Genomic DNA, 25,586 nt, shown 5'->3' with positions numbered 1-25,586 from the left:
TGTCAGGCCTGGGCGACGAAGCGCTGGCGCAGCTCGCCGATGCCCTCGATGGTGCTGACGAGTTCGTCGCCGGGGGCGAGCCAGCGCTGCGGGTCGCGGCCGAGGCCGACGCCGGCGGGGGTGCCGGTGAAGATGATGTCGCCGGGCAGCAGGGGGATCACCGCGGACAGCCGGGCGATCAGCTCGGGCACGGAGAAGATGAGCTCGGCGGTGCGGCTCTTCTGGACCTCCTCGCCGTTGACGGTGCAGCGCAGTCCCAGGTCGTCGGGGTTCTCGAACTCGTCCGGAGTGACCAGCCACGGCCCGATGGGGGCGAAGCCGGGGAAGGACTTGCCTAGGCTGAACTGCGGAGAGGGGCCCTCCAGTTGGGTGATGCGCTCGGAGATGTCCTGGCCCACCGTCAGTCCGGCGACGTGCTCCCAGGCGGTCTCGGCGGGGACGTGGTGGGCGCGGGTGCCGATGACGGCGACGAGTTCGATCTCCCAGTCGGTGTGGCCGCCGGGCGGCAGGGTGACCTCGGTGACCGGTCCGGTGATGCTGGTGGCGAACTTGGTGAAGACCGGCGGCATCGTGTCGGGCAGGGCGAACCCCGCCTCGGCAGCGTGGTCACGGTAGTTCAGGCCGGCGGCGACGACCTGCCGCGGGGCGGGTGCGGGGGCGCCGAGCCGGGCGGGGTCGAACACGTCGCCCTCGGGCAGCCGCGCCTGCGCCGCCCATCGGCGGAACTCCTCCCACCGCTCGTAGACGGCCTGCGGGTCGGAGGCGAAGCTGCCGCCGCTGGCCTGCTCGACGTCGATGACCTTGCCGTCGACGACGAGACCCAGGCGGCCGGAGAGGTTGGCGATGCGCACGGTACTGCTCCTGTGTTCCAGTGGTAGGGCCATGACCCGCGGGGTCCGCCGGGGCGGGTGGTTCGTCCGCGGGGATCTCCCCGCAGCCAGGTGGCGACTGCCGGCCGGCCCGGTGACGTGCCGGACCCCGATGACCGGGGTTGTTGCGCGGCCCCGGCCCTGGCACCCGTCGGCACGGTGTCGGCGAGGTTCCGCAGGTCGGTCGTCCCGTGGACAGCGTTCTCCGACCGGGCGGCGTCGGGTGGTCCGGCGGTCGCGTAGCGGCTGCGGCGTTGGTGACACCGTAAGCCGCTATATGTGATAACAGCAAGGGTTCGATTCCCGAATTCTTCCCTCCGGGCGCGGGGACGCGGCCCGTGCCCCCGTACTCCCGTTCGGCTGCGCGCTCACGCGCCGGCCCGGCGCAGCAGCGGAGCGAGCCGGTACGGGAGGAGCCGGCGCATGACGAGCGCCGTGCTCGTGCGCTCCACCCCGGGGATCTCCAGGATGTGCCCGGCCACCCGGTACAGGTCCTCGGCGTCGACCGCCACCACGTGGACCAGGAGGTCGGTGTCACCGGACAGCCCGTCCGCCTGCACGACCTCGGGGATCGCCGCCAGCGCCCGTGCCACTTCGTCCAGCCTGCGCTGGGCCACCCTGGTGGTGACGACCGCGGCGAGCGGGTACCCGAGGGCCGCGGGGTCGATGCGCCGCTCGAAGGAGGCGACGGCGCCGGTGCGCTCCAGCGCCGACAGCCGTGCCTGCACGGTGTTGCGGCTCAGTCCGCTCGCCTCGGCGAGCGCCACCGTGGTGGCGCGGGGAGTGTGGGAGAGCGCGATGAGCAGGCGGGCGTCGGTGGGGTCGATCCGCTCGGGACCCGACAGGGTGCGGGCCTTGCGCGGACGAGGGGGTGGTGGACTGGGCACGGTGCACGCCTTCCGGGGGCGGTGGAACGGGTGATTGGGCATTCTGCGTCATTTCGCGGCGTCTTCTTGTGCAGCGCCCCGGCCGGGTGGTCTGCTCGTCCGGAGCGAACCCGCCCCTGGCAACGCGTCGCCGACCGTGACGCGGTCGTGAGCCGATCCGACGTGCGGCGGGGCGCATCCGGCGCGCTCTTCGCGCCGCCGTGGAACGTCCCAGTCACCGCCGGCCGCACCTGCGCGCGCCGGAGGTGCCGAGCGCGAGGAGACCGTCCGTCATGACCACCGCACCAGCCGCCTCCCGGCGGACCACGGCCGCAGCCCCCGACGTGCTGCAGGAGATCGAGAACCGCGTGCTGTGGCTGTCCAGCGCGATCGTGCACCACGCCAACCGGGTGCGTCCCAATCCCTCCGGGCTCAAGGTCGGCGGCCACCAGGCCTCGTGCGCCTCGATGGTGTCGATCATGACGACGCTGTGGTTCCGGCACCTGCGCCCGGAGGACCGGGTCTCGGTCAAGCCGCACGCCTCGCCGGTCCTGCACGCGATCAACCACCTGCTCGGCGAACTGGACGCCTCCCACCTGTCCACCCTGCGCGCCTTCGGCGGTCTGCAGAGCTACCCGAGCCGGTCCAAGGACCCCGATCCGGTCGACTACTCCACCGGATCGGTGGGCATCGGGGCCACCGCGACGATCTGGGGGGCCCTGGCCCGCCGGTACGCGGCCGGGGAGACCGGCGGCGGCCACGCCGGCCGGCAGTACGCGCTGGTGGGCGACGCGGAACTGGACGAGGGGGCGGTGTGGGAGGCCGTTCTGGACCCGCAGGTCGCCGACCTCGGCGAACTCGTCTGGATCGTCGACCTCAACCGGCAGTCCCTGGACCGCGTCGTGCCCAACAACGGCGCCGACCGCCTGCGCGGCATGTTCACCGCCGCCGGATGGCAGGTCCTCACCCTCAAGTACGGCGCCCTCCTGGAGGAGCTGTTCGCCCGCCCCGGCGGCGACGCCCTGCGGACCCGCCTCGACGCCATGTCCAACCCCGAGTACCAGCGGCTGCTGCGCTGCCCCGTCGGGGAAATGCGGGAGCGGTTGCCCGGGACGGGCCCCGAAGGCCCGGCGATCACCGGGCTGCTCGCGGAGACGGACGACGCGACCCTGCTGGAGGCGATCCAGAACCTGGGCGGCCACGACCTGCCCGCCCTGGACGCCGCGCTGCACCAGGTGGACGACCACCGGCCCACGGTGATCCTCGCCTACACGATCAAGGGCCGCGGCCTGCCCACCCAGGGTCACCCGCAGAACCACTCCTCCCTGCTGACGGACGACCAGATGCGCCGGCTCGCCGACCGGGTCGGCGCCGACCTCGCCCACCCCTGGCAGGGCTTCGCCGCGGACTCGGCGGCCGCCCGTCTGTGCGAGCGGACCGCGGCGCGCCTGCGCCGGGAGCCCGTTCCCGGGGCGCGCCCTCCCGCCGTCCCGTCCGACGGCGGACGCACGCCGACGGGCGTGGCGACCACCCAGGCCGCGCTCGGGCGGGCGCTGCTCGACCTGACCCGCAGCGCGCCCGAGGCCGCCAGGCGGATCGTGACGGTCAGCCCCGACGTCAGCTCGTCGACCAATCTGGGCGGGTGGGTCAACAAGGTCGGCGTCTGGTCGCCCACGGAGCGCGTGGACTGGTTCGCCGACGACGCCGAGACCGTCCTGCACTGGCGGGAACGACCGACCGGCCAGCACATCGAACTGGGCATCGCGGAGACCAACCTGGTCGGCCTGCTCGGAGAACTGGGTGCGACCTGGAGCCGCTGGGGCGAACCGCTGCTGCCGATCGGGGTGCTGTACGACCCCTTCGTCCAACGCGCCCTGGAGCCCTGGTCCTTCGGCATCTACGCGGGCGGTCAGTCGATCCTGGTCGGCACCCCGTCCGGTGTCACGTTGGCCCCCGAGGGCGGCGCTCACCAGTCCGTCACCACGCCGTCGCTCGGCATCGAGCAGCCCGGCTGCACGACCTGGGAGCCGGCGTTCGCCCTGGACACCGAGTGGACGCTGCTGGCCGCGCTGTCCCGTCTCGGCCGGCCGGACGGCGGCTCCGCCTACCTGCGGCTGTCCACCCGCCCCGTCGACCAGGCCCTCGCGCAGGTCCCCGCCGATCCGGCGGCCCGGGAACGCCGCCGCCGCCAGGTCGTCGCCGGTGCCTACCCGCTGCGCAGGCAGCCCGGAGCCCGGGTCACCATCGCCGCCATGGGCGCCATGGTGACCGAGGCACTGGTTGCGGCGGACCGCCTCCAGGCCCTCGGCGTCCCGGCCGACGTGGTGTGCGTGACCAGCCCGGGGCTGCTCTACCGGGCCCTCGACGCGCGGGCCGGGCACGGCGAGGCGCCCGACTGGATCCTGGACCAGGCCTTCCCCGCCGAGCGGGCCACGCCGCTGGTCACCGTCCTGGACGGACATCCTCATACCCTCGCCTTCCTGGCCGGCATCCACCGCGTCCCGGCCCGCAGGCTGGGCGTCACCCGATTCGGTCAGTCGGGCTCCCTGGAGGAGGTCTACCGCCACCACGGGATCGACACCGACAGCATCGTCGGTGCTGCGCTGGACCTGACCCAGTGAAGGGCCGTACGGGGCCGACGACTCGACGCCGGCCCTGTACGGCCCCCGGTCAGCCGGCGGGGGAGTACTCCGCGCCGCCGACCCACACGCGCCGGATCGCGCGGGTCGCGGTGATGTCGGCGATCGGGTCGCCGTCGATCAGCAGGAGGTCGGCGCGGTATCCGGGGAGGATGCTGCCCCGGTCCTGCAGCCCGAAGGACCGGGCGGGCAGGACGGTCGCGGCCCGCAGGGCCTCGCGGCTGCTGAGGCCCGCCCGTACCAGCAGCTCCAGCTCGTGGTGCAGGCTCGTACCGAACGGCGGCTGCACCGGGATCCCGGGAGTGTGGTTCGCGTCCGTGCCCGCCAGGACGCGGGCGCCGGCGCGGTGCAGGGCGGCGACGCTGCCCTCGGCGGCCGCGTAGTCGAGGCCGGGGATCCCGAGCCCGGCGAAACCCTCCATCATCGTCAGGGTGGGGGTGGTGACCGTCCCGGTGACGGCGCACCGCGCCGCTACGGCGGGGGTCAGCGGGGTGTCGAGAGGGACGTGCTGGATGATGTCGACGCCCGCGTCCAGGGCCCGCTCCGCCGTGGCCCCGGTCGTGGCGTGGGCCATGACGAGCCGGCCCGAGGAGTGCGCCGCCACCGTCACGGCCTTGAGGGTCGCGGGGCTCAGACCCGGTTCGTCGATGATGACCTTGATGTAGTCGGATCCTTCGGCGATCCGCGCGCGGACGAATCCGGCCGCCTGGTCCGGCCCGGTCAGGACCGCATTCGCGGGGAAGCCCGGCAGCCCGCTCTGGGGGCTCCCGGGTGCGACTCCCGGGGTGCCCGCGCTACGGATGTCGGTCAGGCCCGGCCGGTTGCGCAGCGAGGCGACGAGCGAGGGCGGGAAGCAGGCCATGTCCAGAGCGGTCGTGACGCCCGAACCAGCCAGCTGGTGGAGGGTGTCGAGGCTCTGGAGGTGGAGGTGCGCGTCGATCAGACCGGGCAGCAGGACGGCGCCGCCGCCGTCGATCCGGCGGGCGCCGAGGGCGCTGACGCCGATCCGCCCGTTGTCGATGACCACGGTGCGCGGGGCGGTCAGCTGGTTGCCGTCGAAGACCCGGACGTTGACCAGCGCGATCCTGTCGCCGGAACCACCGGAGTCACCGGAATCGGCGGAGTCGGCGGCGCGGGCCTGCGCACGGGCGGGGGCGGCTGCCAGCGCCTGGACGCCCGCGACGGCGATCCCGCTCGCGGCGGCCGTCCTGAGGAAGCCGCGCCGATCGGTGTGGCTGATACACATCGTGGTGCCTTTCTGCCGGGTGGATGCGGAAAGTGCGGTGTTCGTGCCGCGAACGGGGCTGCTATATGTGATAACAGCAACCCTCGAAGAAAGCTTCGGAATCCGACTCGGGATGCCGTGGAAGGACGACCCGCCCGCCCGCCCGCCCGTCCGGTCGAGGAGAGGGCAGGGCCGGGGTCAGGATCAGGAAAGGGTCAGGACAGGGCTGAGAAGGCGATCTTCTCGTTGCGGGCGAGGTGCTGCTCGACGGCGGCGGAGACCGTGTCCGGGACGCGGGTCCGGAAGGCCGCCAGGAGGTCCACGTGGGCCGCGCCCCGGCGTTCGTGTTCGGCCGGATCGGGATCCAACTTGCCGAAGCCGATCCGGATGTAGCGTTCTCCCGCGCGCCAGAGGGTGGTCAGGACGCGGATGTCCCAGGTGGTCGCGGCCGGGGCCAGCAGGGCCAGGTGGAAGGCGTGGTGGTCGTCGTAGATGTCGGCCATGCCGTGCTCCCGGGCCCCGAACTCGACGGCTCGGGACTCCAGCAGGTCCAGCTCCTTGTCCGTCAGCAGCAGGCACGAACGCCGGGCGATCTCCGGTTCCAGGGCGCGCCGGAGCCGGTAGATGCCGCGCAGGTCGTCGAGGTCGAGCGGAGCGACGATCGCGCTGCGACCCGGCCGCATGATGACCAGGCCCTCGCTCTCCAGACTGCGCAGCGCCTCGCGGATGGGGATGAAGCTGATGTCGAGCATGCCGGCCAGTTCGCGCAGTGAGTACTCCGCGCCGGGGGCGAGCGCGCCGGCGAGGATCGCCCGCCGCAGCTCCTCGGTGGCCTGCTCCACCACGGACCGTGCCGTGATGGGCTGGATGGCCCCCCGGAGTGTCGTCACGGTGTATCCCTCGCCTCGGCCGCCGGTAGTCGATGGCAACTATAGCTACGCCCGGGGAGGGGCCCGCGCGGACGGCGGGTCGGCGCGGGCCGCCGCCGGCGGTCACAGCTTCAGCAGTCGTTCGGCGTTGCCGTGGGCGATCTTCTCGCGTTGACCGCGGGTCAGGGTCGCGTGGCGCAGGAACCCGACGGCCTGCTCGCTCCGCTCGAAGGGGTAGTCGATGGCGAAGAGCACGTTGTCGATGCCCACCACCTCGATGGCGGCCCGCAGCATGGTGTCGTCCATGACCCCCGAGGTGGTGACGGCGACGTTCCTCCCGAAGTACTCGGAGGGCTTGCGCTTCAGTGGCACACGGGTGTTGATGTTCCGGACCTGCACGTCGAGGCGGGACGTGTGGAAGGGCAGGAACTCGCCCATGTGGCCGACGATCAGCCTGGCTCCCGGGAAGTCGTCGAAGACACCGCCGAGGATGACCCGCAGGGCGTGCCCGCCGGTCTCGGCGGCCCAGCTGTAGAACGGGCCCGTGAGCTCGGGACGGCCCTTCAGCAGGCCCCAGTCGCCGGCCGGCGCCGGAGTGGGGTGGAGGTAGAGCGCGGCGCCCAGCTCCTCCAGCGCGGCCCACACCGGCCGGAACTGCGGCTCGTCCAGGTACTGGCCGTTGGTGTGGCCGTTGACCAGGAACCCGGCCATCTTGAGGTCGTGCACCGCGCGCCGGGCCTCCCGCACCGCCGCCTGCGGGTCCTGCAGGGGCAGCGCGGCCAGGCCGCCGAACCTGGTCGGGCGGCCCTCGACGATGCGAGCGAGCGCGTCGTTGGCGACCTGCGCGTCCCGTACGGCGACGGCCGCGTCGGGCTGCATCTGCACCCCGGGCGGAGTGAGGGAGAGGACCTGCATGGTGACGCCGTTCGCGTCCATGTCGGCGAGCCGGTACTCGGTGATGTCCGGGAGCCGCTTGAACCACTCCGCGGTGACCTCGGGCTTGAAGGGGATCGCTCCGCCCAGCGCCGTGCCCTGGGTGACGAGGCCCGGCAGCATGACGGCCTCCTCGATCGCGATGATCTTCAGCCGGCCGTGCGGGTCGGCTTCGCCGCCGTGCGCCTGAGCGGTGCCGGGGCCCATCAGAACGGAGGTTCCGGCGAGTGCGGCCGTGCCGGCCGCGGCGTTCAGGGCCCGGCGTCTGGTCCACTGGTGGTTGCTCATGCGTGCTGCTTCCTTTCCGCAGGTGGGGTGTGCATCGGCGGGTGCGTTCCGTCCGGGCGCGCGCCGCCGCTGAGGGTGTCGAGGAGGGCGAGCGCGTCCTCGGGGGCCTCGGCCCCCAGCCAGCCGACCACCTGGTCCGGGCGGACCAGGACGAGTCGGGCGCCCGGCACATGGGCGTAACCGGCGGGTCCGGCGCCCGGCAGGCGCACCACGGTGAGCGGCACGCCCCGCAGGCGTGCGGCCTCCTGGAGGGCCGCCTCCTGGACGGCCGCCTCCGACGTACCGGGCCCGAGGACGAGCAGGGTCAGACCGTCCCCGAGCAGGTCGTACAGGGAGCGGCCGTCGTCGAGGAACGCGTGGGGCAGCCGGGCCCCCGTCCAACGGGCGTCCGCCCCGTCCGTCTGCTGCGGGGGCAGGACCGGCGAGGAGGTGATGCGGAGCCCGAGGACCAGGTCGAGCGAGTGGAACTCCGCCTTCTTGGTCTGCTGGATCCGCGCCCCCGCGGCCCGCCGGGCTTCGGCCCCGGCCTCGTCGTCCGCGTCGAGGTTGTCGGCGAGCAGTTCGGTGGAGAGCACCCGCATGTTGGCGGTGGCCTCCTGGATGACGCGTTCCTGGACGGGGCGGCGCTCCTCCTCGTAGCTGTCGAGGAGGGCCGCCCCGCCCCAGCCGGCCAGCACGGCCGCCAGTTTCCAGCCCAGGTCGACCGCGTCCCCGACGCCGGTGTTCAGCCCGTGGCCGCCGAACGGCGGATTGAGGTGCGCGGCGTCACCGGCGAGGAACACCCTGCCGCGGCGCATGCGGTCGACGATCTGCATCCGGGCCGTCCACGGATCGGTGGACCGGATCTCGGCGTGCACCGGCCGGCCCGCCACGGCGTCGATGATGCGCCTGGCCTCGCGCTCCCCGGCCGCCCGGTCCACCCCGAAGGCGATCGCCCACCAGGTGTTCGTCCGGTCCAGCGGTCCGACCAGTGCGGGGGCGTCCGGGTTGACGACCCAGTACTGCACGGCCGGTCCGTGCCGTACGTGCTCCCACAGGTCCGGGCTCTCGAAGACCATGCCGAAGTTCGGGCGCAGGGCCTCCCCGCCCAGGTAGCGGGAGCCGATCGCCTCCCGCACGGTGCTGCGGGGGCCGTCGCAGCCGATCACGTAGTCGGCGGTGACGACGCACCGGCGCCCGGAGCCGTCCTCGACGGTCACGGACACCAGGTCGTCGTCCTGGCTCACGCCGACGACCTTCGAACCCAGGGCCAGCCGTCCCGGGGTGAGTTCCTCCACCGCCTCGCGGAGCACCTCCTCCAGCAGGTACTGCGGCGCCTGCTGGCCGGTCTCCGGGAAGCGGTCGCCCTCCGGCGCGAGCCCGAGCACACCCGTGAAACGGGACAGCTCCCGGCCGGACAGCGAGGTGCAGAACACGACGTCCCGGGCCCAGGACGCGCCCAGCGGCGCGCGCGCCCGGAGCCGGTCGGCCAGGCCCCAGCGGCGCAGGTGCTCCATCGTGCGTACATTGAGCGTCTTGCAGCGGGGGCGCGCCCTGGAGACGGTGGCGCGCGGCTCGACGACCAGGAAGTCGACGCCGCGGCGGCCGAGTTCCACGGCCGCGGCCAGGCCCACCGGCCCACCGCCGGCGATGAGCACCTGCGTGTGCCGCAGCAGGGTCCGGTGGTCGATGGAGGGCATCAGGCCCCGTCCCCGGCGGGCCGGCGCGTCGCGGCCCAGTGCGCGCACTCCTCGGCGAACGCGAGCTGCCGCAGGTGCAGCGCGCGGCCGAGGGTGTGGTGGTCGATGCAGTGGCCTGTGCCGCGGGCCACGCTCGCCTCGACGAACGGAGCCGCCGTGAACATCGCGGCGAAACGGGCCACGTTCTCCGGCCCGCTGCTCCACAGGGCGTCGAACTCGGCGAGCGCGTTGTGCACGGGTACGCGGACCTTGGGCGCCACGGTGGGCAGGTGCTCCTTCGGCCACAGGGGAGCCTGCACCAACTCCCGTACCGGCACCGGAGCGTAGGAGCCGTGTGCCTGCCACAGCCCTTCGGCCCCGTAGGTGTGCGCGGGCCCGAACATCACCTTGTCCCGTTCCTCGTACGGCAGGTCCACGGTCTCGTCCGGAGGGAGGGAGCCGAGGGCCTCGGCTGCGCCGCCGCTCGGGATGAAGGCCCCCATCCCGGTCGCCGAGACGCCGATCAGGGGCAGGTCGGGTGCGGAGGCGGCGATCATCAGGGCGATCATGCCGCCGATCGAGTGGCCCACCAGGAGCACGCTGTCGGCCTCCAGTCGGACGGCCGCCTGCGCCACGGCGGCGGCGAGCAGCTCCGCCTGCCGGGTGAACGTGTTGGCGTCCGGTGCGAGGGGGCTGCTCTCGCCGTAACCGGGACGGTCGAAAGCCACGACCTGGTGGCCGTGCGCGGCGGCGACGTCGAGGAAGGATCCTCCGGGGGAGCCCGCGACGTCGAAGTACCGCGCCGTGTACGTGCCGCCGTGGAGGGCGGCGATCAGCGGTTTCCCGGTGGGGACGGCGGGGCCGGTGGTGTATGCCGTGATCCGGTGTCCGTCGACCTCGAAGGTCAGAAGATCGCGCTTTTTGGCCATCACGGGCCTCCTGCCAAGGGTGGTTTCCAATGCGCCGGGCCAGGGAGGGCCCGTGCGGCGAATGACGAGGCGTGTCCGGTGGTGAGCCGGCTGCCCGGATCGCGGTGCGCCGGAAGCCGGTTCGGGCTCTGCCCGGGCCCTGCGACCCTAAGCGCTATATGTGATAACAGCAAGGGATCGGACGGCTTGCGAGGCGGTGGAAGGGAGAGGCCGGCGGTCGGTGGGGGAGGGGCCGGCGGCCCGCCCGTCAGCCGCGGTGGGGCGCGTAGTCCTGGGTGATCTGCTTGTACTCCAGGAAGTCCTCGATGGAGGCCGGGCCCCCCAGCCGGCCGACGCCGCTGGACTTGAAGCCGCCCTCCTCGAACTCGACGGTCAGGTTCGCCCAGCTGTTGACGGAGACGAGCCCCGCGTCGAGCTGCCGCGCCACGCGCATGGGCCGGTCGGCGTCGCGGCTCCAGACGCAGGCGCTGAGGCCGTACTCGGTGTCGTTGGCGAGGGCGACGGCCTCCGCCTCCGTGTCGAAGACCTGGACCGTCTGCACCGGGCCGAAGGTCTCCTCCTGGACGATCGGGAGCGAGGAGTCGGCCACCGCGAGGAGGGTGGGGTGGTAGAAGGCGCCGCCCGCCAGTTCGGGGCGGGTGCTCGGGCCGCCGCGGACGATCGGCTCGGCGCCGGCCGCGATCGCCGCCTGCACGGCGGCGTCGACCCGGGCGACCGCCGCCTTGTCGATCAGCGGGCCGATCTGGCTGTCCGGGTCGGCGGCCGGACCGGGGCGCACGCTCTCCAAGCGCCGCGCCAGGGCGCCGGTGAACTCGTCGGCGATCTCCCGCTGGAGGAGGACCCGGCTGCCCGTCATGCAGAACTGTCCGGCGAACACGGTGCACGACTGCACGGCGGTGTCCAGAGCGGCGTCCAGGTCGGCGTCGGCGAAGACCAGGTGGGGTGTCTTGCCGCCCAGTTCCAGCCCCACCCGCTTGAAGCGGGCCGCCGCGGCCTGGGCGACGAGCCGTCCGGTGGCGGTGCTGCCGGTGAAGCTGATCACGGGCACCCGGGGGGACTCCACCAGCAGGCGCGCGACGTCCGAGCCGGACTCGATGACGACGTTCACCACGCCCCTGGGCAATTCGGGGACGGAGGCGAGGATCTCGCTCATCAGCGCCGCGGTCCGGGCCGCCTGCCCCGGCATCTTCACCACCGCCGTGCAGCCGGCCGCGAGGGCCGGGGCCAGCGCGCGGATGCAGAGGTAGGCGGGGGAGTTCCACGGCACCACGATCCCGGCGACACCGACGGGCTGACGGATCGACAGGGCTTGGCGTCCTGGACCGGTGTCGGCGACCCGGCCGTGCGGCAGGACGGCCAGGCCGGCCGCGAAACGCAGGGCGCGGAGGATGAAGTGCGCCTCGAAGCCGGCCTCGTGCCGGAGCTTGCCGTTCTCCCGGCAGAGGGTGGCGATCACCTCGTCCATCCGTCTGTCGTACGCGTCGGCGAGGTGGCTCAGGGTGGTGGCCCGCAGCATCGGGTCCAGACGCCAGGTGCCCTCCGTGAAGGCGCGGGCCGCCGCGTCGACGGCGCGCAGCCCCTCCTCGACGCCGGCCTCCGCGTACCGGCCGATCGTCTCGCCGGTGGCCGGGTCGACGCTCTCGGAGGTCCGGGCGGACCCGACCCACTCGCCGTCGATCCAGTGTCGTGCGGTGTTCTCTCGGGCCATGTCTGCGACTCCTTGCCGGTGGGGGAAGAAATAGTGGGTGGGAGTGGAGGTGGGGGAGATGGGGAGGGGACGGATCCGGGGCGGCCGCTAGAGGCCGAGCAGCCGCTCCGCGTTCAGGTGGGAGATCTTGGCCCGGTCGGCCTCGCTGATCGGAGCCGACTCCAGGAACGCGGTGGCCGTCGCCATCTCCTCGAAGGGGTGGTCGGTGCCGAAGAGGACGTGGTCGGCGCCCAGGGCGAGCATCGCGCACAGCAGCGGAGGGGGCGAGCAGACACCACTGGTCGTGATGTACAGGTTGTGCCGCAGGTACTCCGAGGGGTTCCCCCGGGCGAGCTCGATCCCGTGGTGGTTGTGGTAGTCCCAGCGCGAGTCCAGTCGCCACAGTGCGTAGGGCAGCCCCTCGCCCATGTGCCCCAGCAGCACCTTGGCTTCCGGGAAGTCGTCGAAGACGCCGCCGAACACGAGCCGCAGGAAGTGGGTGGCGGTCTCCGACCCCCAGCTCCACATGGGTCCGACGAGCTCGGGGTGGCCCTGGATGACGTGGGGGGTGCCGACGCCGTTGGCGGGGTGCAGGTAGAGCGGCACACCGAGGCCTTCGGCGTGTTCCCACACCACGCGCAGTTCCGGGTCGTCGAGGTACCGGCCCTGCGTGTGCGCGTTCACCAGGGCGCCGCGCAGGCCCAGCTCGGACACGGAGCGTTCCAGCTCCTTCGCGGCTGCCTGCGGATCCTGCAACGGCAGCGCGGCGAACCCGGCGAAGCGGTCGGGATGGTCCGCCACGACGCCGGCGAGCAGGTCGTTCGCCGCCGCCGCCCGGGCGACCGCGGTCGCGGTGTCCGTCTCGGCCTGGATGCCGGGGGAGTTGAGTGACAGCACCTGCATGTCGAGCCCTGCCGCGTCCATCTCGGCCAGGCGCTCGCCGGTGAGGTCGAGCAGTCGCCGGGACGCCTCCCGCCACTTCTCCGGCTGGATGATCGAGGCCGACGAGGCGCCGTAGCCCGCCAGCTCCGGCGTGACGAAGTGTTCCTCAAGACCGATGGTCCGCATCGCGATCCCTCGCATTTCACTTATATGCATTGACTTCATCGATGGTGAAACGTACGTTCCGTCCGTGTCAACCCTCTGGAAGGCTCGGAAAGATGGAGGTGCCCGATGACGGGTACGGATGGCGCTCGCGGTGCTTCGCCCTCGGACGCGGACGCGGACGTGGTGGACGTGGCCGTGGTGGGCTACGGCCCGGTGGGCATGGCGGCGGCGGCCCTGCTCGGACGGGCCGGCCACCGGGTCGTGGTCCTGGAGCGGTACGCGGGCCTGTACAACCTGCCGCGGGCGGCCAGCTTCGACGACGAGACGATGCGCACCCTCGCCCGGCTCGGCGTGGCGCGGGACCTGCTGCCCAAGCTGCGGGCGCAACCCACCTACGAGTGGCGCAACGGCCGCGGTGACCTGCTGCTGGAGCAGCACTTCGCCGAGGTCGGACGCAGCGGCTGGCCGGAGTGGAACATGATGTACCAGCCGGATCTCGAAGAGGCGCTGGACGCCGTGTGCCGGTCGATGCCCGGAGTCGAGGTGCGGCACTCCAGCGCCGTCGTAGCGTTGGAGCAGACCGCCGAGGACGTCACCCTCACCGTCGACGACCCCCGGGGGCCCCGGACGCTCACCGCGCGGTACGTCCTGGGCTGCGACGGGGGCAACAGCTTCGTGCGCTCGGCCCTCGGCGTGGAGCTCTTCGACTACGGCTTCTCCGAGCCGTGGATGGTGTGCGACTTCCGCTTCCGCCGGCCGACGCCGGTCCCGCCCGCACTGCAGCTCGGCGACCCGCTGGGCCCGACCTCGGTCATCTCGCTGGGCCCCGCGCACCACCGGTTCAGCTTCATGCTCGACTCGGTGGAGGACTTCGAGACCGAGCGCGATCCACGGCGCGTCTGGGAGCGGGTCTCGTCCCACCTCACCCCCGACGACGCCGACCTCATCCGGGTCGCCACGTACACCTTCCGGTCCCTCATCGCGGACGAATGGCGCCTCGGCCGCGTCCTGCTCGCCGGCGACGCGGCGCACCAGATGCCGCCGTTCCTCGGGCAGGGCATGTGCTCGGGCTTGCGCGACGTGCAGAACCTCGCCTTCAAACTGGACCTCGTCCTGCGCGGAGCCGCACCGGAGGGCATGCTCGACACCTACCGGACGGAGCGGGAACCGCACGTGCGCGCGGTGACCGAGAAGGGCATCGAACTCGGCCGCCTCCAGACCCTGCGGGACACGGCGCGCGCGGCGGAACGCGACCGGATGCTGCTGGAGCGCCGCGCGCGGTCGGCGGAGCCCGAGGCCGTGCGCCTGCCGGGCCTCGTCGAGGGCCTGTTCGCCCGGGAACGGAGCGCGGGCCGCGGGCAGTTGTCGGTCCAGGGGGTGGTGGACGACGGTACCCGCCGCGACCGGCTGGACCAGGTCGTGGGCGGTGGTTTCCACCTGCTGGCCGACGCGGGGGCGCTGGACGCCCTGGAACGCTCCGGCCTGCTCGACGACCTGGCCGGAGCGGGCGTCCTGGTGGTCGTCCCCGGCGAGCGGGCGGCTGCGCACCCGAAGGCGGCCGTCGTCCACGACGTGCACGGCACCTACCGCGACTGGTTCGCCGAACTGGGCTGCTCGGCCGTGGCGGTCCGCCCCGACCTCTACGTCTTCGGCACGGCGGCCGCCCCCGACGCGGCGGACGGCCTCGCCGGCGAACTGCTGGGCGTGGTGCGGGGCGTGGAGCCGGGCGGTGCGGACGGGCGAGGGGCGCGGGCCAACACCTGACGTCCTGGACCCGACTGGCGTCCTGGACTGTCGGACCCCTCTGCGGGGCCATGCCGTCGGGCCGTTCACTATGATCGCTGCCGTGAGTACTCAGCCTTCCAACGACAGCGAGGCCGGCGGGGCGCCGGCCCGTCAGGGCATCCAGTCCGTCGAACTGGCGATGACGGTCCTGCGCGCCCTGGAGGAGGGCCGGGGCCCGATGAGCCTGACGCAGACGGCTGCCGCCGCCGGCATGCAGCCCAGCAAGGTCCACCGCTACCTCGTCAGCCTCACCCGGGTCGGTCTCGTCGCCCAGTCCCCCAGCACCGGCCACTACGACATGGGGCCGGCCATGCGGCGACTGGGCGTCGAGTCGCTGCGCAGGATGGACGAGGTGGCGCTGGTGAGCGAGCACCTGCCGGGCCTGCGGGACCGCACCTCGCACGCCGTCAACCTGGCGGTGTGGGGCGACCACGGGCCGGTGGTCGTGCGCTGGGAGTACGGCGCCCACGCGCTGCCGATCACGGTCCGGGTCGGCGCCACCATGCCGCTGCTGAACTCGGCGATGGGCGGGGTGTTCCTCGCGCACCTACCCGAGCAGCTGACCGTGCCGGTGCTGCGCGGCCAGTCGGAGTCGGAGGCCGGGGCGCTCGACCCGTTCGTCCGGGACCGGGTCGACCGGATCAAGGAGGAGGTCCTGAACACGGGAGTGGCCACCACCGTCGGGGGCGTCATCCCCGGCGTCACCTCCCTGGCCGCCCCCGTGTTCACCGCAGGTGAGTCCTTCCCCCTCGTCGTCACCCTGGTGATGCCCGCGCGCGGCCTCACCGAGCAGGACGTGACCCGTCTTTCGGCGGAACTGCTGAGCTCGACCCGGGCCATGTCCGAAATGCTGGGGCACCCGGTGGACCCGCGCCGCCCGTAGGGCGGCCGTTCGGCACGGGGTGTCCTTGACAACTGTCCCGGCTGGCGGACCACTCCGTCCGGCAGGACGCGGACTACTTCGTTGCTTGCACACCGCCCAGGCTTCCTGTCCGGCCGATTCGACGCCTCCGGCCGCCGCCCCGGTGGTGCTTGTGCCGGGCCGCCGGCCCGGGGCAGAGGTCATGGTGTGCCCCCGGTCGGGGCCCCGCCAACTTCCGCCCGCCCGCCGGACGGCGTGGGTCAGGAGCCGACCGCAGGTGCCTGCCGCGCCCGGCCTTCTCCGGGGCCCTCGCACCTTGACCTCCTTTGAGCCGGGCCCGGCGGGAGCGTCGTCGTGCCCGGCACCGACGCCGCCTTCCCCTCAACTGCCAATACCGGCGCATCCTCCGCCGCCGCGGCACCACTCCGAGGTTCGCCCGCGGTGTCGTCCACGCCTCCGGCCTCGGCAAGAGCCGCTGGGTGGTCGAGCGGACCTTCGCCTGGCTCCGCCAGTTCGAACGCTTGCGGATCCGCTACGAGATACGCACCGACCTTGGCCTGGGCCTGCTCCAACTCGCCTGCAGCATCATCTGCCTGCGACGCCTCCGTACCTCATTTTGAAACGATCGGTAAGGACGCGGGCCGGACGGAGGAGTGGCTCTCCTGGCACCGCCGCGCCATTGCGGCCGGCGACGCCGAGGCCGTGCGCACCGAGGCGTGGATTCTGCGGGAGACACAGGGGGGCCGACGCCGCGCTCGCCTGTACTGCGGGGTGCTGTCGAGGCCGGCAGCCTCGCCGCAGTACAGGCCACGGCCAGGACGCTGGAGGACGAAGGACGGCTGCAGGAAGCAATTCCTTGTTCCAGGGCGGTGCCGAGGCTGGTGCTCCGCTGGCGCTGGATGTCGTGCAGGTTCTGGAGACACTGGGCCGGTTGGACGAGGCGTTGCCCGGTACCAGAAATCCTTCGAACAGGGTGATTCTGAAGCGCTGCAATGGGTTGCCCGGAAGCTGGACGCGATGGGCCGACGGGAGGAGGCGCTCACCTGGTACGCGCGCGCCGCTGACGCCGGAGACCGCGCGGGCTCCTGCAGCCGCCTCACGCCCCGTCCGGCCGGACCTGTGAACGCCGACCGTTCCGTTCCAGGCGCTTCCCGTGTGCCGACCTGCCCGACCCAGGTCCGGTGCTCGGCTTGCCGCCGGTCCGGTCCGGTCCGGTTCAGGTTCGCCTGGGGTCGGTGTTTTCGGCTGCCCGTCGCTGCTGCTGGTGGGGCGGGGTGCCTGCTCTGGTGCTGCTCGCTATCGCCGGGCCGCCTGAGCCTTGTGCGGACCCTTCCGTGGGGGGTGGCCGGGTTCTAGCGTTGCGTCATGGACAGGGTGCGGGTGGACCGTTCGGATCCCGGTGCGGTCGTTGTGGTGTTGCGTGAGGGGATCGATCCGCTCGGGGTTGCCGTGCGGCGGTGGCCCGGTGAGGCGGGGGGAGGGGCTCTTGTGACCGCCGTCGTCGCCTTCCCGGTCTACCTGGCGATGATGGCGTACGGCTGCGGGCCCGGCTCCATCTGGGCGGCGGTCGGGGTCGCTGCCCTGCTGGGGGGTCTCTTCTTCACGGGCAAGACCTTGCGCGCGGCCTTCCGGGACGTGACCCGGCTCCGGTTCTCGCCCGCCGCCGCCCCCGACACCCTGACCGTCGTCCGGGCCACCCGCGTGGACCCGCCGATACCGCTCGCCGACGTGCGACGCGTCTGGATCGAGGACTACCTGGTGAAGTCGACCCTCAACCCCCGCAAGCCGGTGGCCGACAGGCTCACCCTGTTCATTCTGACGAGCGACGGCCGGCAGATCCGGCGCGCTCTAGTGCCCCCGTCGCCCGCCAACGCCCAGGCCCTGCAACGCGAGTTGGGACGCATCCTCGCCCCGGCGGGCATCACAGTGGATCTGGTCGTCAAGCACTCGACGGCATCCACGTTCCCGGGAGGCGGCGGCATCTGAACGCCACCGGGCCAGGCGCCGACGCCTGGACCTGGCTCCAGTCCCGCGCACCGGCCGCCGCAACTCGCCGAGGTCGCTCTGCTCGCCGGCCGGCAAGGGCCACCGTCCGGCCGGCGTCGCCGGCGGCCAGGTCGATGAGGGCGTGGTCGAGGGCGTCGGTGAGCAGCATCCGGGCTGTCGCATGATCATGGTGCGGCTGGGGCAGCGATGTGTGCGACACCAGTCCCTCAGCGTGCGGAGAGTTCATGCCGGAAACGCCGTCGATCCCCTTGTCCGAAGCCGCAGCGGACATTCTCCGCCGGAAGGCGGTGCTCAAAACTGCCCCGCAGTCTGTGGATTTCTTCAAGCTCAACGAGGACTACAGCGAGATCGTCCACGTCGGAACCAGTGCCTTCGCGACCCGTGACTGGCCCCAGCTGTCTGGCGCGGAATATCGTTTCATCAGCTTCCAGGACCTCGTTACCGGCGAGTTCAAGGTCGTCTGGTGGTGCCCGCCGGACTTGATCAACTTGGTTGCCTACCACGACGCGTGCAAGACCATGATCGAGTTCACGGACGCCGCCGCCGTGCCACGGATCGACCAGTGCGACCTCGACGAACTCAACAGGCTCACGGGCATCACCTTCCGGGAGACGCTCCAGAGCGGAGTACGCCTCAACCGCCTTTTCCGCACAGCGGAGCTGGCTGACCTGCTGGAGTTCCAGCCCTCCGAGCTGACCGAGGACATACCCGACCGCAGGCACCGGCGCTTCTGCAACCTGATGTGGGTGCAGCAGGACGACGGGACCTTCACCCTCAAGCACGGCTACGTGGGCGACGAGTTCAACGCCCAGGGCGAGATGGTCTCCTGGGGAACCGGCGACAATACCGCCCCCCACACCTACGAAGGCGGGGCGGACAGCGTGGCGGGAATGCACATGCACCCCGACGGCGGGGGCCTGGTCCTGCCCGAACCCGATTGGGCCGCGATCTGGGCGGACCTCACCGCCGAGTGGGACGCGAGGCCGCAGGAGCCGCAGCAGCGCGTCTGGCAGACGGACATGAGCACTGACCGCTCCGAGCGCAACTACCACAAGGTCAACGCCCGCGCCCGGCTCGAACTCAAGCGCCCGGGCAAGGACAGCAGGCAGTGGACGGTCAGCATCAACATCGGTGCGGACATCTTCTACTGGGCAGGGGCCGGCTTCCTCGGCTCGTGGCAACGCGACGGCCACAACGGCAGCTTCGGCGCGGCGATCTACACCCGGGCCGACTGGAACCGGAAGTGGGCGACCACCGCCACCCCCGTCGCCACTGCCGGCGCCCGCCGCTGGTCCGACGGGAGCGGCGGAGGGGAATGCACCTTCTCCACCGGCCTCGACGTGGACTCCGGCGAGTACGTGTGCACCTGGTGGTACGTCCGCCACGCCCCCGACACCGGCACCCGGTTCCAGCAGGACCAAGTCACCGTGAACGGCGACATCGTCTTCCACACCGCAGGGGAGTAACGCGGCAGTACCCCTCAGCCTGACTCTGCGGGCGATGTGCCGTTCCTGACAGGTGGCGGTGTGCGGGGGCGTCGGGCCGCTGCGAACCGCCACCGGCCGGCCCGCCGCTGCGCCGGTCCGCCGTCGGGTCCTGCCGGGGGCGGTCGCGTCACCGTCCGACTGGAGACGGAACCTGGGGGTCGGCCTTGGGGTTCTTGGTCGGGTGTTCGGCTCAGGTGCTTGCAGAGTGTGACCTGGTAGAAGTCCGAGGCGCTTGGATCGTCGTTTTCTGGACCAGTTGCGGATGGTCCGGTTCGGGTGCGCCGGGTCGGGGACGTTTCGGGGTGCGCTTTCGGTGACTATGGGTGGCTGTCCGTCGGATTGACCGGGTTCGGCGGGCGGTCCCGGCTCCCGGGCCTCTTCCGGCGGGCGGTCGAACTGACGGGCCGTTGGGATTCCCGCCGTATTGCGTCCCTTGAATGCGGCCGGTAATTGTTCCGGGCGGGGTCGGGTTACCGGTTTCGGGATTTCTTGGGGGGTGTGCAGGAACTGACCGGGCAGGGCCTGGTCGTCGTTCGGTGGGTTGCTGTCCGGTGCGTCGGCGGGAGGGGCGGCGTGGGCGGTCAGCGGGACGCCGGGTCGGGCAGCACGAACTTTCCTGCCGACTCGCGCAGGACCGTGGCGTAGGGACCGGTGAGGAACCGATTGACCTGGGTGCTGAGGTCGTTGGAGAGAAGCTTCGACGCCTCGTCCTGGCGGGCCTTGCTGAGTGGCCACGCGGGTTCGGCTGTGCAGTCGAAGCCCAGCGAGAGCGCCCTGACGGTGACCGTGTCGGCCCGCTGCCCGGCTGCCCGGCCGGAGGCCTCCACCAAGGCGTACGAGGCGCGGGTCGGACGGCACTGCACCGACGTCGTCCGGCGGCCGGTGAAGGGTGAGCCGCCGGAGGCCGTCCCGTCGCAGGTGATCAGCGTCGCGGCCAGGGCGAGGTTGAATCCCACCACGACCCGCCCGCCACGGAACCCGGGCGCGGCGGCGTCCCCGTAACGGCTGGTCACGGTCTTCATCCGGCAGCCGAGGTGCGCCTTGAAGACCTGCTGCGAGATGCTCCGGGCCGCCACCTTCAAGTCGAACGGCCGCAGCGAGTACGGGTCGAGGGTGTAGTGCCCCAGCTGGCTCTGGGCCCGCGTGAGGACGGCGTCGGCGTACGTGTTGGCGTCCGCGACCCGGCCCGCCGTGGTGGCGAGGACGGTGACGGCGACAGCGGCAGCAACCCCTGCGGTACGAAAGCGCACGGTGAACGGCCTTCCCGGACAGGACCCGCCGAACAGCCGGTCACCGCGACGATGATCCCGGACCGGAGCGCCCCCGCGCAGCCGATCCCCCAGGACCGGCCCGGCCACGGCCACGGCTCTGGCGTCGGTCAGGCCTCCCGGGAATTTTCCATGGAAAATCGCTCCGGTCCGGGGCCGTTGTGCCTGTTCCGGCGGTCTGACGGTCCTGCTGCCCGCCGCTGCTCGCGTCTTGCTCTGCCCGCACTGTCCTGCTGCTCCTGGCCGTGCCGTGGTTGGTGTCCGATTCGGCAGGGGCGGTCGGTGGTGCTCCGTCCGGGGGAGCGGCAGCCCGGGTGGTGCGGCGGTGCGGTGGAACGGCTGCGCCGGGGTGTTCCGGTCCGGGATCATGTGCCCTGACACGGCCCGGTAGGGCAGGTGCTGTCCGGGGAAGGCCGTGCCATGCGCGTTCGCACACTGAGTACCGTCGCTGCTGTCGTCGTTGCGGTGGCCGGATCGACGGCGGCGGGCAGTACGGCCGTCGCCAACGCCAACCTCTACGCCGACACTCTCATCACGCAGGTCGACAAGCAGATGTCCTTGCCGGTCGGGCTGCGGGAGTTCAGCTTCGTCGTCAGGAGCGACAGGATCACCAACAGGGACTTCACTGGCACCCTGCGCTGCAGTGCGCGCTTCGACGTGCGGCGGGTGGGCGACGCTGCCCCGCCGGGCTTCGTCGGCGGGTATCTCAAGGTCGGCTTCTACGTCGGCTTCGCGGGGACGCGGGTGTCCTGCGAGGGCGAGGTCACCGGTGACACGATCTCGGGCAGGACCAGGAAGACCTCGGTGACCTGCCGGCCCGCACGCGAGCCGGCCACCCTGGTGGAGGCCACCGGTACCCAGTCCGGCGGCACGGGGACGGCCGCCCTCCGGCTGTCGCCCCTGTCCTTCACCTGCTCCGCCTCGCCCGCCTGGAAACTGAGCCGCACCCGCACCGACGCGGCCTTCCAGGCCGTCACGAAGAACATTCGCGGCCAGATGTCGGACGTCATCAACAAGAGCGTTGCTTCGGCCTTCGACCAGGCCGCCCGCGGGACGAACCTGCCACCCGCCTAGCTACGCCCCAGCCGAGGCGAGGGCGCTCTCGATGACCGAGCACAGTGCGGGCAGGTCCCGTGCGGTGTCGTTGCGGATGGTGCGGGGCGCGGTGGTTCGGGGTTCGCCGCCCGGCGAGGCACCGGACGCCCCGCCGAACGGGCGGGTGCCACCAGCGGCCGCAGTCCGTGGACCCGGAATGTGCGTGACGGTCATGGGTAGCTGCAGGAGCTGGGCCACTGCCTTGCCGGGGCGGTCCGTCGCGGCGAGGTCGACGGACCGTCGGAATGGCCGCACCCACGACGGCGCTCCGCCCAGTACCCGCACGGTGCAGAATCTTCGTGGTGGGAGCCTCTCGCACGGTGACTTCTGTCTTCAGCCGCGAGCGCGCGAGCCCGTGAGCTCTGGAGCTCTGGAGCAAGGCCTGGGCCCGTGCGGTGCGCTGGCGTCACGAACGGCTGGTGAGGCGGCGGACCGCCGAGTCCGGGCATGAGGTCGCCGCGTGACCCGCACAGGTTCGCCCACCAGAGCGAACGAGTGGTCCACCGTACGGGGATTCTGAGGAGCTGTCCGATCACCGACACCGAGCCCGGTCCCGCATCACCGTCACCGTCCGGGCCTGCCTCGCCGGGCCCGTCCGGGAATGCGCGGGCGCCATCGGCGCCGACACCATCGCCGTCCTGAGCACCGCAGTGCACAGCGCCCTCGCGGCCCGCCCGGCCCGCCCGGCCCCGCCGATGCTGGAGATCACCGGCACCGACCAGGTTCGTCCCTTGGTGCGGTCAGCCGAGGGTGGTGGGGGTGCCCGGGGTGAGCCAGTGCAGGCGGTCGGTGAGACCGGCGTGTTCGAAGGCGGTGTTGACGTCCTCGCGGCCCTGGGAGAAGTGGGCCCAGGATGTGTAGTGGATGGGGACGACGTTCTTCGCGCCGAGCGAGCGCACGAGTGCCACGCCCTGGGAGCCGTCGAGGGTGATCGGCAGCTCGCTGATCTCGTCGACCTGTGCGGCGCCGAAGTGGAGGACGGCGGTGCCGATGTCGAAGCGCCTGGCGATCTCGTCCAGTTCGTCGAAGTAGACGGTGTCGCCGGAGATGTAGAGCGCTTCCTGCTCGCCGTGCTGCTCGACGACGAAGCCGATCACGTCTCCCGCGTGCAGGCCGGGGGTGGCGGTGATACGCAGGCTCGCCGTGCCGCGGGTGATCTCGTGGCTCGTCCACGGATCGAGGCCTGTGGCGCCGTCGCCGAGTCGGCCGGCGCCGCTCGTGGTGGTGAGAACGGTCCGTCCGGCCAGCAGTGCGCGGCCCGCATTGTCGAGGTTGTCGGGGTGTTCGTCGTGGCTCAGCAGGACGGCGTCGATGGCGGGCAGCTGGTCGATGGCCAGGGCGGGGCCGGCGGTGCTGTTCAGTGTGACCGTGCCGAACCGGTACTGCGCCGGGGCGGGGTCGAAGACCGGGTCGGTGAGCAGCCGGAACTCGCCGATCTCCAGCAGGATGGTCGCGGTGCCGATGTGGGTGATGGTGATCTTCATGGTGCTCTCCTCGGTTTGCAGGAAGGTGTGCCGCAGAGGGTGGGTGCGGTATGGCCGCGGGGGTCAGTGCGAGTGTTCGACCTGCAGCATCCAGTGCTGTTTCTCCAGTTCGCCGGTGACGGTGATGAGGAGGTCCTGGGTGACCGGGTCGGCCGTTGCGGTTGCCTCGATGCGCCGGCGCATGCGGGTGACGAGGACGCTCATCGAGGCGGTCACGAGGTCGAGGGCGGTGGTGTCCTTGATCCATCCGGCGGGGAAGGCGGGGAGCTTGCCGGTGGCGGTGATGGTGGCCGAGCGGCCGTCCGGCGGGCTGCCGATGGTGGCGGAGCGTTCGGCCAGCAGGTCTGAGAAGTCACGCGTTGTGGTGACCAGTTCGTCCAGTTGCTGGTGCAGGGAGCGGAAGCGTGGGCCGAAGAGCGTCCAGTGGGCCTGTTTGGCGTTCAGTTGGAGTTCGAGCAGGTCGACCAGGGTGTCCTGCAGAGCCTGTGCGGTGACTGCCTGGTCGGAGTGGGCCAGGGGTCCGGTGACGATCGTCATGAGGCGGTCCGCTCGTAGGTGTCGGCTGCTTGTCGGGGACAGGCCTGGGGGCCCGTCCCCGACGGGTGGGGCAGCAGGTCAGTTGCCGGCGGCGTCGAGGATCAGGTCGGTGACGGCGCGGGGGTGGCTGATCATCGCGGCGTGGGAGCTGTCGATCTCCACGGTGCGGGCATGGGCGCGGGCGGCCATGGCCCGCTCCGCCTGTGGCGGGATGACACGGTCGTTGCGGGCGACCAGGTACCAGGACGGGACCGTGTGCCAGGCGGGGGCGGCTGCCGGCTGCAGGAGGGTGGCGAACGCGGCCGGGCGCTGTGCCGCGGCCAGCTGTGCGGCCTGCGCGGCGGGGAGGTCCTGGGCGAAGTGCTGCCGGAAGAAGGCGGGGTCGAGGTATGCGTCGGCGTCGCCCGGTGCCGCGCCGGGGAACGGCCGGGCCACCACGTGCTGGAGCAGGTCGGAGGTGCCGCCGCCGAGCGCGGTGGCCTGGGCGACGCTCTCGCCCTCCTGCGGCGCGTAGGCCGCGATGTAGACGAGGGCCTTGACGTCGGGGTTGCCGGTGGCGGCGCCGGTGATGACGGCCCCGCCGTAGGAGTGGCCGACGAGCACCACGGGCCCGGTGAGGGTGCTGAGGACCGACCTGAGGTACTCGGTGTCGCCGGTCAGGCCGCGCAGCGGATTGGCCGGGGCGATGACGGTGTAGCCCCGCTTCTGCAGGGACTGGATGACGGTGTTCCAGCCGGAGGCGTCGGCGAAGGCGCCGTGCTCCAGCACGATGGTGGGCTTGACCCGGGCCGGACTGTGCGCCCGGTTGTCCGACGCCGCGGCGGGGACCGCGGTCAGGCCGAGAAGGAGCAGGGCGCTGAGCACGGCGGCGCGGCCGGATCGGGGCGCCGTGCGCCTGGCATGGAGGTTCATGGGTCTTCCTCAAGACTTGGAGGGAGGGAGCTGGCGGTGGGCTGCTTGCTGGCGCTGGACTACTTGACGAAGCGTTCGATGAAGGTGAGGGCGGTCTCGGCGACTTCGCGCCAGCCGGAGTCGATGGTGAGCGAGTGGCCGCGTCCGGGGATCTCGGTGAACTCGGTGGGTCCGGGGTTGCGCTGCTGCCGCTTGTAGGCGGCGGCCGAGATCGCGTGCGGGACGGTGTGGTCGCGTTCGCCGGAGACGATCAGCAGCGGTCCGCGGTCCGGGTTGTCGGTGTCGGCCTTCGCCTCTGTCCAGGGGTTGAAGTTCGCCGTGGCTGCCTGGAACAGCGGCGCGCCGGGCGCGGGGACGGCATAGGTCTCGTGGAGCTGGCGGGCCTCCTCCTCGCTGACGGCGTTGGCGAAGGCGTAGCGGAACTGCTCGTAGGTGAGCGGGACGGCGCGGTGGCGGTTGGCCGGGTTGCCGAGTACCGGGAGGGAGGAGCGCAGGGCCGAGATCGGCAGGGGCAGGACGCCCCGGAAGGGGGCGGCGTCGATGGCGACGGTGGCTGCGGACAGGCCGCGCCCGGCGATGATCTGGGCGAGGAGTCCGCCGAAGGAGTGGCCGATGACGGCGGGCCTGCGCTGGAGGTGCGCGATGACGGCGCTGTAGTGGTCGGCGACCTGTCCGACGGTCTTGTTCGCGAAGACCTCGGGGTGGGCGGCGGCCTCCTCGACGGTGTCGGGGTCGTCGGGCCAGCCCGGGGAGAGCGCCGTGTAGCCGGCGGCGTCGAAGAGGGCGGCCCAGCGGTCCCAGCTCGCGGGCAGGAGCCACAGGCCGTGGATGAAGACGACGGGGGTGCGCCCGGAGGCGTTGGCGCGCTCGATGTCGGCCAGGGTCGGGGCGGGGATCAGGGGTGCGGGGTCGGACATGGCTGCTCCGTGAGGTGTGAAGAGGACCCGGAAGGCGCGGATGTGCGCGGGGGAGCGGTTGGTGAGAGGCCGCCCGACCGGGCTGCCGGACTGCCGGGCATCGGGCAGCGGGCAGCAGTCCGGGGGCGTCCGGCCGGCGGTGCGGGGTCAGTCGGCGATGAAGGCGAGCAGGTCGGCGTTGAAGGCCTTCTCGAAGTCGCCGACCAGGCCGTGGGGGGCGCC

20 protein-coding genes and 1 pseudogene are annotated in these 25,586 nt (G+C 72.2%); 7 read left to right on the top strand and 14 right to left on the bottom strand.

The window, feature by feature from the left end:
• Positions 1–2: 2 nt before the first annotated feature.
• Positions 3–851, bottom strand: coding sequence for a fumarylacetoacetate hydrolase family protein (locus tag ACFUK0_RS03445; protein ID WP_380246337.1), 849 nt, complete (start codon positions 849–851; stop codon positions 3–5).
• 386 nt (positions 852–1,237) lie between these two features.
• Positions 1,238–1,714 carry an Lrp/AsnC family transcriptional regulator gene (locus tag ACFUK0_RS03440; RefSeq protein ID WP_380246441.1) on the bottom strand — a complete coding sequence of 159 codons (477 nt, stop codon included), beginning with the start codon at positions 1,712–1,714 and terminating at the stop codon, positions 1,238–1,240.
• 314 nt (positions 1,715–2,028) lie between these two features.
• Here ACFUK0_RS03440 and ACFUK0_RS03435 point away from each other — a divergent pair, with 314 nt between their 5' ends.
• Positions 2,029–4,356, top strand: a complete 2,328-nt coding sequence (locus ACFUK0_RS03435) for a pyruvate dehydrogenase (RefSeq protein WP_380246336.1) — start codon at positions 2,029–2,031, stop codon at positions 4,354–4,356.
• 49 nt (positions 4,357–4,405) lie between these two features.
• Here the strand turns inward: ACFUK0_RS03435 and ACFUK0_RS03430 are convergent, their stop codons facing one another.
• From ACFUK0_RS03430 to ACFUK0_RS03400, 7 genes are all read right to left on the bottom strand, one after another.
• On the bottom strand, positions 4,406–5,620 hold the full coding sequence (locus tag ACFUK0_RS03430; RefSeq protein ID WP_380246335.1) for an amidohydrolase family protein: 1,215 nt from the start codon (positions 5,618–5,620) through the stop codon (positions 4,406–4,408).
• Between the two features lie 194 nt (positions 5,621–5,814).
• Entirely contained in the window at positions 5,815–6,489 is a 675-nt protein-coding gene (locus tag ACFUK0_RS03425) for a GntR family transcriptional regulator (protein WP_380246334.1), read from the bottom strand.
• 102 nt (positions 6,490–6,591) lie between these two features.
• Positions 6,592–7,689 carry an amidohydrolase family protein gene (locus tag ACFUK0_RS03420; RefSeq protein WP_380246333.1) on the bottom strand — a complete coding sequence of 366 codons (1,098 nt, stop codon included), beginning with the start codon at positions 7,687–7,689 and terminating at the stop codon, positions 6,592–6,594.
• Positions 7,686–9,368: an FAD-dependent monooxygenase gene (locus ACFUK0_RS03415; RefSeq protein ID WP_380246332.1), complete on the bottom strand. Its 1,683-nt coding sequence runs from the start codon at positions 9,366–9,368 to the stop codon at positions 7,686–7,688. Before ACFUK0_RS03415 ends, ACFUK0_RS03420 begins: the two co-directional genes overlap by 4 nt.
• Complete coding sequence (locus ACFUK0_RS03410) at positions 9,368–10,276, bottom strand: alpha/beta fold hydrolase (RefSeq protein ID WP_380246331.1); 909 nt, start codon at positions 10,274–10,276, stop codon at positions 9,368–9,370. The genes ACFUK0_RS03415 and ACFUK0_RS03410 overlap by 1 nt, the downstream gene beginning before the upstream one ends.
• 247 nt (positions 10,277–10,523) lie before the next feature.
• Entirely contained in the window at positions 10,524–11,984 is a 1,461-nt protein-coding gene (locus ACFUK0_RS03405) for an aldehyde dehydrogenase family protein (protein ID WP_380246330.1), read from the bottom strand.
• Between the two features lie 87 nt (positions 11,985–12,071).
• Positions 12,072–13,031: an amidohydrolase family protein gene (locus ACFUK0_RS03400; protein WP_380246329.1), complete on the bottom strand. Its 960-nt coding sequence runs from the start codon at positions 13,029–13,031 to the stop codon at positions 12,072–12,074.
• Positions 13,032–13,136: 105 nt separating this feature from the next.
• Here ACFUK0_RS03400 and ACFUK0_RS03395 point away from each other — a divergent pair, with 105 nt between their 5' ends.
• The 5 genes and pseudogenes from ACFUK0_RS03395 to ACFUK0_RS03375 all read left to right on the top strand — a co-directional run bounded on the left by ACFUK0_RS03395 (position 13,137) and on the right by ACFUK0_RS03375 (position 19,130).
• Positions 13,137–14,774 (top strand): bifunctional 3-(3-hydroxy-phenyl)propionate/3-hydroxycinnamic acid hydroxylase, encoded by a 1,638-nt coding sequence (locus ACFUK0_RS03395; RefSeq protein WP_380246328.1) that lies wholly within the window; start codon positions 13,137–13,139, stop codon positions 14,772–14,774.
• Between the two features lie 82 nt (positions 14,775–14,856).
• Positions 14,857–15,678, top strand: a complete 822-nt coding sequence (locus ACFUK0_RS03390; protein ID WP_380246327.1) for an IclR family transcriptional regulator — start codon at positions 14,857–14,859, stop codon at positions 15,676–15,678.
• A gap of 299 nt (positions 15,679–15,977) precedes the next feature.
• Positions 15,978–16,277: pseudogene (locus ACFUK0_RS03385) on the top strand (IS5/IS1182 family transposase); the annotation flags it as partial.
• Between the two features lie 868 nt (positions 16,278–17,145).
• Complete coding sequence (locus ACFUK0_RS03380) at positions 17,146–17,643, top strand: hypothetical protein (RefSeq protein ID WP_380246326.1); 498 nt, start codon at positions 17,146–17,148, stop codon at positions 17,641–17,643.
• A gap of 332 nt (positions 17,644–17,975) precedes the next feature.
• Complete coding sequence (locus ACFUK0_RS03375; RefSeq protein WP_380246325.1) at positions 17,976–19,130, top strand: hypothetical protein; 1,155 nt, start codon at positions 17,976–17,978, stop codon at positions 19,128–19,130.
• 602 nt (positions 19,131–19,732) lie between these two features.
• Here ACFUK0_RS03375 and ACFUK0_RS03370 read toward each other — a convergent pair.
• Positions 19,733–20,401 (bottom strand): hypothetical protein, encoded by a 669-nt coding sequence (locus ACFUK0_RS03370; RefSeq protein ID WP_380246324.1) that lies wholly within the window; start codon positions 20,399–20,401, stop codon positions 19,733–19,735.
• A gap of 438 nt (positions 20,402–20,839) precedes the next feature.
• Here ACFUK0_RS03370 and ACFUK0_RS03365 point away from each other — a divergent pair, with 438 nt between their 5' ends.
• Positions 20,840–21,493: a hypothetical protein gene (locus tag ACFUK0_RS03365; protein WP_380246323.1), complete on the top strand. Its 654-nt coding sequence runs from the start codon at positions 20,840–20,842 to the stop codon at positions 21,491–21,493.
• 761 nt (positions 21,494–22,254) lie between these two features.
• Here ACFUK0_RS03365 and ACFUK0_RS03360 read toward each other — a convergent pair.
• From ACFUK0_RS03360 to ACFUK0_RS03345, 4 genes are all read right to left on the bottom strand, one after another.
• Positions 22,255–22,998 carry an MBL fold metallo-hydrolase gene (locus ACFUK0_RS03360; RefSeq protein WP_380246322.1) on the bottom strand — a complete coding sequence of 248 codons (744 nt, stop codon included), beginning with the start codon at positions 22,996–22,998 and terminating at the stop codon, positions 22,255–22,257.
• 63 nt (positions 22,999–23,061) lie between these two features.
• Positions 23,062–23,535, bottom strand: coding sequence for a Dps family protein (locus ACFUK0_RS03355; protein WP_380246321.1), 474 nt, complete (start codon positions 23,533–23,535; stop codon positions 23,062–23,064).
• Positions 23,536–23,613: 78 nt separating this feature from the next.
• Entirely contained in the window at positions 23,614–24,447 is an 834-nt protein-coding gene (locus tag ACFUK0_RS03350; RefSeq protein ID WP_380246320.1) for an alpha/beta fold hydrolase, read from the bottom strand.
• A gap of 59 nt (positions 24,448–24,506) precedes the next feature.
• Positions 24,507–25,364, bottom strand: coding sequence for an alpha/beta hydrolase (locus tag ACFUK0_RS03345; RefSeq protein ID WP_380246319.1), 858 nt, complete (start codon positions 25,362–25,364; stop codon positions 24,507–24,509).
• Positions 25,365–25,586: the final 222 nt, after the last annotated feature.

The sequence above is a fragment of the Kitasatospora sp. NPDC057223 genome (assembly GCF_042669755.1).
GTDB lineage: Bacteria > Actinomycetota > Actinomycetes > Streptomycetales > Streptomycetaceae > Kitasatospora.
The sequence above is the reverse complement of the archived record's forward strand: the minus strand, read 5'-3'. Positions and strand labels throughout refer to the sequence as shown.

Coding starts and splice junctions, on each gene's coding strand:
- ACFUK0_RS03435 (WP_380246336.1), top strand. CDS start 2,029: ATGACCACCGCACCAGCCGCCTCCCGGCGGACCACGGCCGCAGCCCCC.
- ACFUK0_RS03430 (WP_380246335.1), bottom strand. CDS start 5,620: ATGTGTATCAGCCACACCGATCGGCGCGGCTTCCTCAGGACGGCCGCC.
- ACFUK0_RS03420 (WP_380246333.1), bottom strand. CDS start 7,689: ATGAGCAACCACCAGTGGACCAGACGCCGGGCCCTGAACGCCGCGGCC.
- ACFUK0_RS03415 (WP_380246332.1), bottom strand. CDS start 9,368: ATGCCCTCCATCGACCACCGGACCCTGCTGCGGCACACGCAGGTGCTC.
- ACFUK0_RS03410 (WP_380246331.1), bottom strand. CDS start 10,276: ATGGCCAAAAAGCGCGATCTTCTGACCTTCGAGGTCGACGGACACCGG.
- ACFUK0_RS03405 (WP_380246330.1), bottom strand. CDS start 11,984: ATGGCCCGAGAGAACACCGCACGACACTGGATCGACGGCGAGTGGGTC.
- ACFUK0_RS03400 (WP_380246329.1), bottom strand. CDS start 13,031: ATGCGGACCATCGGTCTTGAGGAACACTTCGTCACGCCGGAGCTGGCG.
- ACFUK0_RS03395 (WP_380246328.1), top strand. CDS start 13,137: ATGACGGGTACGGATGGCGCTCGCGGTGCTTCGCCCTCGGACGCGGAC.
- ACFUK0_RS03365 (WP_380246323.1), top strand. CDS start 20,840: ATGCGCGTTCGCACACTGAGTACCGTCGCTGCTGTCGTCGTTGCGGTG.
- ACFUK0_RS03360 (WP_380246322.1), bottom strand. CDS start 22,998: ATGAAGATCACCATCACCCACATCGGCACCGCGACCATCCTGCTGGAG.
- ACFUK0_RS03355 (WP_380246321.1), bottom strand. CDS start 23,535: ATGACGATCGTCACCGGACCCCTGGCCCACTCCGACCAGGCAGTCACC.
- ACFUK0_RS03350 (WP_380246320.1), bottom strand. CDS start 24,447: ATGAACCTCCATGCCAGGCGCACGGCGCCCCGATCCGGCCGCGCCGCC.
- ACFUK0_RS03345 (WP_380246319.1), bottom strand. CDS start 25,364: ATGTCCGACCCCGCACCCCTGATCCCCGCCCCGACCCTGGCCGACATC.